The organism is Novosphingobium sp. (assembly GCF_037133355.1).
Lineage (GTDB): Bacteria > Pseudomonadota > Alphaproteobacteria > Sphingomonadales > Sphingomonadaceae > Novosphingobium.
On record NZ_JBAXOI010000002.1, the window covers coordinates 406530 to 418795 of the forward strand.

The following is a 12266-nucleotide window of genomic DNA, read 5'->3' on the forward strand; positions in this document are numbered from 1 at the left end:
GCTGCTCCCTAGAGGGAGCGGCATGACTTCCGAGCGCTCCGAGCCTGTTCGCCCCGATCTTGGCCGCTTCGACCCCGGTCACGCTGACCTGCATTGGCAGCGCGTGTGGGATGAACGCCAGTCGTTTCGCGCCGACGACACGTCGGCCAAACCGCGCAGCTATGTGCTGGAGATGTTCCCCTATCCTTCGGGGCGCATCCACATCGGCCACGTGCGCAATTACACGATGGGCGACGTGCTCGCGCGCTACAAGCGCATGCGCGGCTTTGAAGTGCTCCACCCGATGGGCTGGGATGCTTTCGGCATGCCCGCCGAAAACGCCGCGATGGAAAAAGGCGTCCACCCCGGCGGCTGGACCCGCGCCAACATCGCCAACATGAAGGCGCAATTGAAGCGCCTCGGCTTCGCGCTCGACTGGAGCCGCGAGCTGGCGACCTGCGAGCCCGAGTACTACGGCCAGGAACAGGCACTGTTCCTCGATCTCTATGCGGCGGGCCTCGTCTACCGCAAGGAATCGACCGTCAACTGGGACCCGGTCGACATGACCGTGCTTGCCAACGAGCAGGTGATCGACGGACGCGGCTGGCGTTCCGGCGCGCTGGTAGAGAAGCGCAAGCTCAACCAGTGGTTCCTCAAGATCACCGACTTTGCCGACGAGCTGCTCGACGGGCTTTCCAGCCTCGACAATTGGCCCGAAAAGGTCCGCACGATGCAGGAGAACTGGATCGGCAAGAGCCAGGGCCTGCAGTTCCGCTTCAAGCCGGTCGCGCCGCTGGCGGAGGACATAGAAGTCTACTCCACCCGGCCCGATACCCTGTTTGGCGCGAGCTTTGTCGCCATCGCCGCCGATCACCCGATCGCACAGGCGGTCGCGAGGGAATCGACAGAGGCGGCCGCCTTCATCGCAAAGTGCAAGCAAGGCGGCACGACCGCTGCCGAACTGGAAACCGCCGAGAAGCTGGGCTTCGACACCGGGTTCAAGGTGGTTCACCCGCTTGATGAAGGCTGGCAGCTACCCGTTTACATCGCGAATTTCGTGCTGATGGACTACGGCACCGGGGCGGTGTTCGGTTGCCCGGCACATGACCAGCGCGATATCGATTTTGCCCGCAAGTATGGCTTGCCCGTAACCCGCGTCGTGGCCGATGGCGACAGGACCGAGGCTGTGTTCGCAGGCGACGAGGCCTACACCGGCCCCGGCAAGCTGGTGAACTCCCGCTTCCTTGATGGGATGGACGTCCCCGCAGCCAAGGCCGCCGTCATCACCCGCTCCGAGAGCGAGGGCTGGGGTGAAGGCAAGACCGTCTGGCGTCTGCGCGACTGGGGCGTCAGCCGCCAGCGCTATTGGGGCACGCCGATCCCGTTCATTCACTGCGAGGTGTGCGGCGTGGTGCCGGTGCCCAGGAAGCACTTGCCCGTGACCCTCCCAGAGGACGTGACCTTCGACGTGCCGGGCAATCCGCTCGACCGCCACCCGACATGGAAGCAAGTCGACTGCCCGCAGTGCGGACATGCTGCGCGGCGCGAGACCGACACGCTCGACACGTTCGTTGATTCCTCGTGGTACTTCCTGCGCTTTGCCAGCCAGCCCGATGACAGGCCGTTCGATCCGGAGGCAATCAAGCGCTGGTTGCCTGTGGAGCAGTACATCGGCGGGATCGAGCATGCGATCCTCCACTTGCTCTATGCCCGCTTCTGGACCCGCGCTCTTGCCCGCATCGGCAAGCTGGAAGTGACCGAGCCGTTTGCCAGCCTGTTCACGCAAGGCATGGTGACCCACGAGACCTACGAGCGGCGCAATCCCGAGAATGGCCAGCCGCTGTTCTTCTCCCCCGGAGAGGTAGAGCGCACCGCAGAAGGCGCGACGCTGAAGGCAGACGGTGCGCCGGTCGAGATCGGCCGTGTCATCAAGATGTCGAAGTCCAAGAAGAACGTTGTGGATCCCGACGAGATCGTCGCGAAGTACGGGGCCGATGCGATCCGCTGGTTCATGCTCTCGGATAGCCCGCCCGAACGTGACCTGCCCTGGTCCGAAGCGGGCATCGAGGGCTGCTGGCGCTTCGTGCAGCGGCTATGGCGGCTGTTCGGCCAATCCGATGCCGCCGCTGTTGGCGAGGATATGGCTCTGCGCCGCAAGGTCCACCAGACCGTCCACGCCGTGGCGCAGGACATCGAAGCGCTGGGCTTCAACAAGGCCGTCGCGCGGATCTACGAACTCACCGGCGCGACCGAAAAGGCTGCGCCATCGGCCGACCGCACTGCCGCGATCCGTGGGCTGCTGCTGCTGGTCGCCCCGATGATGCCGCATCTGGCAGAAGAAGCCTATGCCGCCTTCGGAGCGGGCCTCGTTGCCGATGCCGCCTGGCCCGAGGTCGATCCGGCGCTCCTGATCGATGACGAGGTGACTGTCGCCGTGCAGGTCAAGGGCAAGCTGCGCGATACGCTCACCGTCGCCAAGGGCACCGCGCGCGAGGAACTCGAGCGGCTTGCTCTCGCTTCCGACAAGGTGCAGCGTGCACTGGATGGGGCGGAAGTGAAAAAGGTGATCGTTGTGCCCGACCGGTTGGTGAACCTTGTCGCCTAGGGCGCTCCTCGCTCTGCTAGCCGCACCACTGTTGCTCGGCGGCTGCGCCCTGCAGCCGATGTATGCAGGCGGCGGCAGCGGCACGGTGGCGCGGGCGCTTGCCGGGGTGAATGTCTCCGCGATCGAGGGAAAGGCCGGTTGGCTGGTCCGCGCGGCACTGGTCGATCGGCTCGGCGCGGGCGCCGAGAGCACGCCGCGCTACCGGCTCGACGTCCGGCTCAACGAGCAGTTGCAGGGCCTTGGGCTTCTCTCCAACGACGCGGTGACGCGCGAGCGACGGACGCTGCGTGCACGCTATCAGCTGATCGATCTGGCAAGCGGCGAGATCGTCCTGGACGCGACCGCCGGGGCCGATGCCGGTGTCGATATTGTCTCGAGCGAATATGCGGTTATCGCCGCCGAGCAGACCGCTCTCGAGAACCTGAGCCACGAAATCGCCGAGCAGATCGTGACGCGTGTGGCGACAAAGCTGCGCAAGACGGGCTGAAGCGAATGCACCGCGCCCCGATCCGCCACGCCGCGCCGTGAAGGTGACACAGAAGAACTTTGCCGGACAGATGGCGCGCGCCGCAAATGACGCGGGCGTGTTCTATTTCTGCGGTCCCGACGAAGCCGGTTCGGCCGATGCCGCCGCCCGCCTTTCCGCCCTTATCGGCACGAAGCAGGGGACGTTCGAGCGCATCGAACTGGCAGGCGGAGATTTGCGCAAGGATCCAGTGCGCCTTGCAGACGAGGCCCGCTCGGTCTCGCTGTTTGGAGACCGCCGCCAGATCCATGTGCGCTGCGCCGGTGACGAGGCCTATGATGCAGTCGAGACTTTGCTGGCGAGCCCGGTGCAGGGATGGCCGGTCTTCATCCTCGCATCCTCGGCCACCGACAAGTCGCGCATCGCCAAACTCCTGGCTGATCGGCCGGATGCCCTTGTCGCGATGTTCCACCCGCCCGATATCCGCGCGGTAACGCTTGCGGTGCGGGAGATGGCGGAGCCTGCGGGCCTAAAGCTCAACGACGACCTGGCCGAACGCATTGCGCGGGCGGCCGCGCTGGACACGCGCATGGCGCGCAGCGAGGTCGAGAAGCTCGTGCTGTTCCTTGACGCGAGCCCGGAGGCGCCGCGCAATGTCGATGGCGCGGCGCTCGACGCGATTGTTGCGGTAAGCGAAGACGACAGCTTCATGCCGGTCGTCAACGCCGTGCTCGCCGGTGAGACGGCCCGTCTCTCCGCTGAATTGGCCCGGCTGCACGAGCTGGAGCTCAATCCGGTCGGGCTGCTGCTGGCGTTCGAACGCCGTGCCGCGCAGCTCATGCAGCTCGCCGGGCGCATGCGCGGGCGCGGCGACCTAAATGCCTTTATCGAACAAGAAACTGCGGCACGCCGTGTCTTCTTTCGGGACAAAGCCGATGTTGCGCTGCAGATGCGGCGCTGGCGCGGACGCAAGCTCGCTCGGCTGGTCGAACGGCTGATGGCCTTGCACCGCCAGCTCCTGGCCGACAACCGAAATGCAGAACTTATTCTTTCTCAAGGACTTGCGGAAATCTCCCGCGCAGCGGCCCGTTGACCGGGGACGAGACGAGGCCGTGGTGCGACGGGCTGCAGCGACGAGCGTCGGGAACTGCTTGTGTTTGAGCGGCAAAACTGTACGTATTGCAAAGCAACATTATCATCGAAATCGGCGAGTCTGCCCATAAAGATTTTTATCGTCCGGGTCGCACAACCGGAACGCTGAACTTTGACGGTTCATAAGGGTGCAATAACGATGACAACGCTGGAGCAAGACAGGCCGATTGTCGTGCCCGTCACATTGCACGGGGGCGGACAGCCACCTGCTGCCAATCGTCAGCTGAAACTGCCGCTGGCGCCTTCGCTTGAGAAGCGGCGGCTGCAGGCCTATTTGCTGCTTTTGCTGCTGGATGGCGCAGTCATCACCGTATCCCTGTTGCTCGTCGGCCTGCTCTACATCGGCCGCGCCGACGACCCCCAAGCGCTTCAGCAGATCAATCTTTATCTGCCGCTATATTGGGGCGCTGCCCTGATCACGCGCACATATTCCATTCAGTCCCTTACATCGCTGCGCTTCAGCCAGGCCCGATCGATCCTGGCTATCGTGATCACGCTGACACTCACCATTTTCGTCGCGTTTTTCACCAAGTCCAGCGAACAGTTCTCCCGCGTCTCGATTTTGGCCAACTTGCTGATGATCGCAGGTGGCCTCACCTGGGCGCGTGCCGTTGTCCATCCGCTCATTCGGCAGGGTTGTGGTCCCACCGCAGAGAACGTGCTGGTCATCGACGATGGCGGCACGCTTGTGCGGGTTCCGCATGCCTGGCACATCGACACGCGTGAGCATCGCCTCCGGCCCGACCGCAGCGACCCACATATGCTCGACCGGCTCGGCATGTTCATGACCAACATGGACCGGGTGATCGTGAGCTGCCCGCCAGAACGGCGCAAGGACTGGGCGATGGTTTTCAAGGGCTCGAACATCTGCGGAGAAATTGTCGAGCCGGAAGTGCAGGAGATGGGCGTGCTCGGTGCCCGCCGCGGCCACGGGTTCGGTTCGCTGGTTGTTTCGGTGGGGCCGCTGGGCCTCAGGGCCCGCGCCTTGAAGCGCGCGATGGATCTTGTCATTGTCGGCGGCGCGACAATCGCGCTCGCGCCTTTGCTGCTCGTAGTTGCACTGATGATCTGGCTGGAAGACCGCGGTCCGGTGTTCTTCCTTCAGCAGCGCCAGGGCCGCAACAACCGGCTGTTCTGGATTTACAAGTTCCGCTCGATGCGGGTGGAGAAGCTCGACGCGGCAGGGACCCGCTCCGCCAGCCGGGACGACGACCGCATCACCCGGATTGGCCGCTTCATCCGCAAGACGAGCGTGGACGAGTTGCCCCAGCTTTTGAACGTGCTGCGCGGCGACATGAGTATTGTCGGGCCTCGCCCCCATGCGATCGGCTCGCTTGCCGGCCAGAAGCGCTTCTGGGAAGTCGATCAACGCTATTTGCTGCGTCACTCGCTCAAGCCCGGTTTGACTGGCTTGGCCCAGATTCGCGGGCTGCGCGGAGCAACCGATTCGGAAGCGGATCTGACAAGCCGCTTGCAGGCCGATCTCGAATATCTCGACGGATGGACGGCCGTTCGCGACTTGAGGATTATCTTCGCGACTTTTGCGGTGCTGGTTCACGATCGCGCCTTTTGACGACAATGCGTGGCATGCGCACGATGAAACGTGCGCATTGCCGGAATAAGCGCCCAGCGCAGTTCAATTTGTTCTGATTTGTGACGATTTTCGCTTTTCGCAGGTGCAACAATAGCCACCTCGCCAACGCAACATTCGGGTTGATCGAATCATAAGAAGTGCCTAAGGGTTTCTTCGAATTTTATTTGGAGAGTCGAAAATGAACACGTTCAAGATCGCTTTGACCAGCGCAGCCGCTCTTGGCCTGGTTATCTCCGGCACTGCAAATGCAGAGGCGACCCGCGCCGCCGGTTCGTTCCCGGGCGTGGTATCCAAGGCAGTGCGCACGAAGGCCCCCAAGCATCGTGAGTCATCGGCTGTGCAGACGGTGACCTGGCCTGTTGTTGTAATTGCTGTGCCGCTTGCTGGTTTTGCCGGCTTCAAGGCTTTTGAGAAGGGCCGCAGCCCCGATTAAGCTGTTAAGCTTCTGAATGACAGGAAAGGGTTCGCGAACTTTGTTGGCGAACCCATTCTTTTTTGGGCTGAAGCAATCTCAGGTGCTGGGCGTTTTTGGCGCGGCCCTTGCAGGCGCCATTCGCTTGCACCTTGCCACCTATGGCCAGCGTCGGGGAGTTTACTGTGATTGCAGGAACGCGCGCGGCAAGTTCGTCACGAGATTCACGCAAGAGCCGGTCTGGCTCTCAGGGCGCATCAGAGGCCGTGACGACGGTAGCGTCCCGCCCGCTGCGCGGAACCGCCATCTGCATGGCGCTGGTTGCCCTAGCCATGATTTTTGGCGGGGGAGGCACCAGCAACCCGCAGAACGAGATGATCCTTCAGTTCCTCACGGCGGTGCTGGTCATCCCGCTTGTGGCCTCGCGGCCTTGGCAAAGCGGGCTCGGTCCCATTAATCCTTGGGCTTGGTTACTAGCTGGCCTTTTCCTGCTGATGCCGGTTCTGCACCTCATTCCCTTGCCCCCATCCATTTGGCAATCACTGCCAGGCCGCGCGATCGAAGTGCAATCGCTTGCTACAGCGCAAGCCGATCAGCGCTGGATGCCCTTGACGATGGCACCGGCGCGCACGTTTGCCTCGCTTCTGGCCATGATCTGCCCTGTCCTTCTGATGCTGCAGGTTTCCCGGCTGTCGATCCGCGGCCGCAATTGGATCTGCGCGGCCATCGTTTTGATCGCCATCCTGTCGATGCTTTTGGGTGCCTTGCAGCTTTCGCATACCGGCGGATGGACCTGGTCGCTCTACACCGATTTCAGCGAGGGTTTCCTCGTCGGCTTTCAGGCAAATCGCAATGCCGAAGCGGACATATTGCTGATTGCGGCACTGGCCTTCGGCGTTTTGCTGACCTCCCGCCTAGCTGGACCCAAGCCAAGCGCAGCCAACTGGGCCGCTCTCGTACTTGGTATCGCCGCCTTTCTAGTGGCCGTTTTCATGACCGGATCACGCACGGGGATTGCCTTGGTGCTGCCCACGCTGATCGCACTATCGGTCATGCTCTGGCCGCTCTTACGTCTCAAGCGCTCCTTTGTATTCGCGGTTGGTGGGGCCCTTGCAACCGTACTCGTCAGCGGCGCTTTGCTGGCGGAATTGCCCGCGGTGCAAAAGGTTGTCTCCCGCTTCACCCTGAACGGCGAACTACGATGGGAAATTTGGGCAGACACAAACTTTGCGATCAAGCAGGTCTGGCCATATGGTAGCGGTATCGGCACGATCAGGCCCATGCTTGAAGCGGCCGAGCGGCTAGAAGAGGTCACCGAGAGGTATCCTGTGCGTGCGCACAATGACTGGCTGGAATGGACGATGGAAGCCGGGGTACCCGGCCTCATCGTGCTCGGCGCTGTTGCATTGGTTCTTTTCGTCCTGATTGTCCGGGCGATTGCGTCGGCCCGGGCAAATGGTAGCGACCGTGCCAGGATGACACAGATATTGTTTGCCATCGGCGCGTTCGTGATCGTCGCCCTTCACTCCGTGGTCGATTACCCCTTGCGCTGCATGTCGGTCGCAGCGCTCGCCGCTGTTGCAGCCGCCTTCCTGATCAAGCCTCCTGCTTTGCAACAAAATCGACCATTTTATACAGCAAAGGAACCACTGGATCCGTTGTTGCGCTGACGCCACGATGCTGGCATCAGCAGATCGGCGTGATTGGTGTATGCTATCTGGAGCGAAACCCGAAGTGAGCAAATTTAACATCCCGATTTCGCTTCTGCTGGTGACGTCGCTGACCGCTTGTTCCTCAGGTCTGTACAAGGATTTGCCGCACAGCGCCGCTGCATATGCGAACTTCCCGCCGATCGATCGCGCTGTTGTTCCGACGGAGTATCTGATAGCACCCGGTGACGTGGTTGCAATTTCGGTTTTCGGCGAACCAGGCCTCACGATCGAGAAGCTGCCAGTAGATGATGCCGGCTACATTCAGGTTCCGCTTCTTGGGCCAGTGCAGATCAGCGGCCTTACCCCCGCCAAGGCCACCGCGCTGATCGCTTCAGGCCTCGGCAAGCGCTACCTGAAAAACCCGAACGTCACGCTCAACGTCATTGAGCAGACCGGCCAGAACGTGACCGTGGAAGGGCAGGTCATGAAGGCCGGTGCCTACCCGGTTGACGGTCAGACAACGCTGCTCGGCGCAATCGCGCTCGCGCAGAGCCCGACCCGGATCGCGAAGCTGGACGAAGTGGTCATTTTTCGCACCATCAACGACCAGCGGATGGCAGCACGCTTTGACCTCGGCCGGATCCGTGCTGGCCGCGATCCCGATCCGCAAATCCTCGGCGGCGACGTAGTCGTGGTCGGCTTCTCGCAAGCGAAGTCGATCTACCGCGACATCCTCCAGGCGGCTCCGCTCTTTAACGTTTTCACTCGTTTGTAATTACGGCGGTATCGTGCAGCAGAACATCGACACTTCAGGTGCCGCCGAAAACGGCCAGGCTCGCAATATCCTCGCTGGCGGAGGTGGTTACGGCGATGAACCGTATTACGAGGAAGCCGAGCGAGGTTTCGACATTCGCGAGGTCATTACTATCATCCGTGCGAACCTGCTGATTATCAGCATCGTCATCGCATCGGCCCTCGCTATGGCAGTGATCATCACCTTCCTTCAGACCCCGCGCTACACTGCCGAGACGTCTCTCCAGATCAACGACCAGTCGGCCCAGATTCTGGGCAAGCAGGATGACAACCTGCAGGATCCGATCATCGCCGCAAGCGACACCGAGCGGTTTCTACAGACGCAGGTCGATATTCTCAAGAGCCGGACCCTCGCCGAGCGCGTCGCGCAGAAGCTGCGCCTGATGGGTAATCCCAGGTTCTATGAAGCGATGGGGATGCGCCAGCCGAGCGGCGATCTCACTCGCAATGAGCTTGAGGACCTGACCATTCGCGCCATCGAAGAGGCCCGAGGGGTCGATCTGCCCCGCAACACCCGCCTCGCGACGGTGAGCTTCAACAGCACTCAGCCGGAGATGGCAGCGCGTGTCGCGAACACTTTCGCATCCGAGTTCATCCAGTCCAACCTCCAACGCCGGTTCGATAGCTCGGCCTACGCCCGTGAATTCATTGCCGGGCAGTTGGCGGATGCGCGGGCCAAGCTCGAAGTCTCGGAGCGAGAGCTCAACGCCTATGCGCGGCAGGTTGGCCTGATCCGTGATCGCGACAACGCCGGGGCCGACCAGCGTCGCGGCAACGCCTCGGTCACCAACACAAGCCTTCTCGAGATCAACTCGGCGGCGAACCAGGCCAAGGCTTCGCGGATTGTCGCGGAGCAGCGCTGGCGTCTTGTTTCCGGTGGCAATGTCCTCAATTCACCGGATGTTCTGGCCAACCCAGCCATAGCATCGCTTTTGACGGAGCGGGCCCGCAATATGGCCGAGCTCGAACGGCAGCGCGCGAACCATCTGGAGGATTACCCCACAGTCCAGCAATTACGTGCGCAGGTCGGCGTTATCGACGCCCAGCTCGACAATGTTGCCCGCAACATCCGGGCCGCGGTGAAGCAGCAGTACGACGCGGCAGTGCAAGCCGAGCAGAGCCTCGCGAACCAAGTGAGCAAGCTCAAGGGGCTTTCGCTCGAGGAGCAGGACCGCCTGGTTCAATATCGCCTGCTCGAGCGCGAGGCCGATACGAACCGTACAGTCTACGAAGGGCTGCTGCAGCGCTACAAAGAGCTGAACGCGGCAGCGGGGATCAGCGCGAGCAACATCGCCATCATCGACACCGCGACTGCGCCCATCCGACCCAGCTCGCCCAACTTCCTGCGCAACATCCTGATTGCGCTGGGCCTTGCCCTCGTTGCGGCGGCAGGGATTGTCTATATGCGAACGCAGATGGATGACTCGGTGCGTGTGCCCGAAGACCTCGAGAGCAAGTTGCAGATGCCCTTGCTTGGTGTCATCCCGATGGCGCAGGGAATCGGGGTCGACGCTTCGATGGACGACCCCAAGTCGCCGATCAGCGAGGGCTACAATTCGCTGCGAAGCGCGTTGCTCTACTCGACACCGTCGGGGCTGCCCAAATCCATCCTTGTCACCAGTTCGCAGCCATCGGAAGGCAAATCGACAACCAGCCTTGCCATTGCAACGGGGATCGCCCGGCTTGGCCGCAGCGTAGTGCTGCTTGACGTCGACTTGCGACGCCCTGCCCTGCACCGAGCCATTCCCTCGCTCGCCGGTGACAACTCGCAAGGCATGTCGAGCTTGCTGACTTCGCAGGTGTCGATCGACACAGTGCTGCGCGACACCGACGTCGAGCACCTCAAGGTCATCACATCGGGCCCGATCCCGCCCAGCCCAACCGAACTGCTGAGCTCCAACCGGATGCATCAGGTGCTCGAGCAGCTGACCGAACGCTTCGACCTCGTGCTTCTCGACAGCCCGCCAGTTCTTGGCCTCGCCGACTCCCCGATTATGGCAGCACTCGTCGATGGTGTGGTGATGGTCATCCAGTCCGACCGCAGCAGGCGCGGTTCGCTCAAAGCATCGCTTCGCCGCTTGCGTGACATGCGCACGAACATTCTCGGCGGTATCCTGACCAAGTTCGATCCCACCGACATGGGCAATCGGTATTCCGAGTACTACGGTTACAACTATTACCACTACACCGCCAAAACGGACGCCTGACCAATGCACGGGACGACGCGATTGGTCCTGTTGAGCAGAGTGGGTAAGAGCATTGCGGTTACAGGTCTTGTGCTGCTTGCCGCCCTCTCGGTGCTGAGCGGATCGGACCGGCAAAGCCGCGACTTTCCTGCATCGCCAAGTTTTATAGGCTGGCCTTATGACACGGGCGGAGCACGGGCGAGGGCTATTATGGCCTTAGTGAAGACTGGCCCGGCATCGGCCATCGCGCTCGCGCGGCGGTCCATCCTGTCCGATCCCATCTCCGCGCCTGCCGTTTCGATCCTCGGCCGATCACAGCTCTACGCCGCACAGTTGCCTGAGGCTCACAAGACTTTCATGGTGGCTGGCCAGCTCGGCTGGCGCGACTCTATGACCCAGATTTATTGGCTAGATCAGGCGATTCAGGCAGCAGACTACAGGGTTGCTGCTGAACGCCTCGATGCCTTGCTGCGTCAGTTTCCCAATGACGAGAACGGCTCGAAGTTACTCGCGTTAGTATCGGCAGCACCCGAGGGCCGCGACGCGCTGGCAGCGCGCCTAAAGCTTAAACCAGCTTGGGCAGAATCCTACGTTACTGATGTCAAAAACCTGCCAAACGACCAACTGCTCCAGCGCGTGGATGTGATCCGGCGATCCGGTCCGGGAAACTGGGCTTGTCGGCAAACTTCAAGCTTTGCGCAGCAGTTGATCAATTCGCAGAACCTAGACGAAGCGCAGCAGGTCTGGAGAATGGGCTGTCCGTCCTCGACGTCGGAGGTCTATGATGGCGGCTTTGAACAACTCGATACCACAAGACCAACGACCGGGTTCGACTGGGTGCTTTCCAACCGCGGCGACGCCGAGATATCGCTCGTACAGGACCCCTTCGGACATAACGTGCTGGCAGTGGAGGTCAGCGCAACAATCGCCTTGCCGATCGTCCGGCAGCTTGTTGTGCTGAAGCCGGGCTCCTATCGGTTAACTTGGAGGACGCCCGATACAGGCGCCACCGAGGCACAGGCCTTGCGGGTAGCGCTTAGCTGCGGTCACGACTACGCCGATGCAGTGCCCGGTTCCGCCGTTCCGGGCCGGGCCCCCACCTTCACGCACGACTTTGTAGTCGACGGACGATGCCCTGCGCGCCAGTTGATCTTCTGGCTTGCCCCGCGAGGGCGGGTACGCCTTGACGATATAGCGCTCGAGCGGATCTGACCGCCCCATGGCGCAATCAGCCCAATTCCAATCTCCCCCATCTTTGCAGCCGGAATCAGGTGAACTGAACCGCCCCGGGATTGCCGGAGGCCCCAACTCCTGAGAGGAAGGGCCTGTTATGAGCAAGACAACCAACAAGCTGGACGCCTCGAAGAACCGGCTGATTTTGGCGTGAAGTTGAAGGGGGGCCAGATT

9 protein-coding genes are annotated in these 12266 nt (G+C 61.9%); all 9 read left to right on the forward strand.

Annotated elements, in window-relative coordinates; translation table 11 throughout:
• Positions 1-22 precede the first annotated feature (22 nt).
• The 9 genes from leuS (at position 23) to WCL10_RS04215 (ending at position 12071) form a co-directional block, all read left to right on the forward strand.
• Positions 23-2584, forward strand: a complete 2562-nt coding sequence (gene leuS / locus WCL10_RS04175) for a leucine--tRNA ligase (RefSeq protein ID WP_336894360.1) — start codon at positions 23-25, stop codon at positions 2582-2584.
• 58 nt (positions 2585-2642) lie between these two features.
• Complete coding sequence (lptE, locus tag WCL10_RS04180) at positions 2643-3071, forward strand: LPS assembly lipoprotein LptE (protein WP_336894378.1); 429 nt, start codon at positions 2643-2645, stop codon at positions 3069-3071.
• Positions 3072-3141: 70 nt separating this feature from the next.
• Positions 3142-4143: a DNA polymerase III subunit delta gene (locus WCL10_RS04185; protein ID WP_336894361.1), complete on the forward strand. Its 1002-nt coding sequence runs from the start codon at positions 3142-3144 to the stop codon at positions 4141-4143.
• A gap of 198 nt (positions 4144-4341) precedes the next feature.
• Entirely contained in the window at positions 4342-5775 is a 1434-nt protein-coding gene (locus tag WCL10_RS04190; RefSeq protein WP_336894362.1) for a sugar transferase, read from the forward strand.
• A 199-nt stretch (positions 5776-5974) separates the two neighbouring features.
• Positions 5975-6229 carry a hypothetical protein gene (locus WCL10_RS04195; protein ID WP_336894363.1) on the forward strand — a complete coding sequence of 85 codons (255 nt, stop codon included), beginning with the start codon at positions 5975-5977 and terminating at the stop codon, positions 6227-6229.
• Between the two features lie 290 nt (positions 6230-6519).
• Positions 6520-7878: an O-antigen ligase family protein gene (locus WCL10_RS04200; protein WP_336894364.1), complete on the forward strand. Its 1359-nt coding sequence runs from the start codon at positions 6520-6522 to the stop codon at positions 7876-7878.
• A gap of 64 nt (positions 7879-7942) precedes the next feature.
• On the forward strand, positions 7943-8635 hold the full coding sequence (locus WCL10_RS04205; protein ID WP_336894365.1) for a polysaccharide biosynthesis/export family protein: 693 nt from the start codon (positions 7943-7945) through the stop codon (positions 8633-8635).
• A gap of 13 nt (positions 8636-8648) precedes the next feature.
• A complete protein-coding gene (locus WCL10_RS04210; RefSeq protein WP_336894366.1) occupies positions 8649-10880 on the forward strand; it encodes a polysaccharide biosynthesis tyrosine autokinase in 2232 nt (743 codons plus the stop codon).
• A 39-nt stretch (positions 10881-10919) separates the two neighbouring features.
• Entirely contained in the window at positions 10920-12071 is a 1152-nt protein-coding gene (locus tag WCL10_RS04215; protein ID WP_336894367.1) for a hypothetical protein, read from the forward strand.
• Positions 12072-12266: the final 195 nt, after the last annotated feature.

Excerpts from the sequence above, each read along its gene's own strand:
- WCL10_RS04200 (WP_336894364.1), top strand. The coding sequence starts at position 6,520 with ATGGCGCTGGTTGCCCTAGCCATGATTTTTGGCGGGGGAGGCACCAGC.
- WCL10_RS04195 (WP_336894363.1), top strand. The coding sequence starts at position 5,975 with ATGAACACGTTCAAGATCGCTTTGACCAGCGCAGCCGCTCTTGGCCTG.
- WCL10_RS04190 (WP_336894362.1), top strand. The coding sequence starts at position 4,342 with ATGACAACGCTGGAGCAAGACAGGCCGATTGTCGTGCCCGTCACATTG.
- lptE (WP_336894378.1), top strand. The coding sequence starts at position 2,643 with ATGTATGCAGGCGGCGGCAGCGGCACGGTGGCGCGGGCGCTTGCCGGG.
- leuS (WP_336894360.1), top strand. The coding sequence starts at position 23 with ATGACTTCCGAGCGCTCCGAGCCTGTTCGCCCCGATCTTGGCCGCTTC.
- WCL10_RS04185 (WP_336894361.1), top strand. The coding sequence starts at position 3,142 with ATGGCGCGCGCCGCAAATGACGCGGGCGTGTTCTATTTCTGCGGTCCC.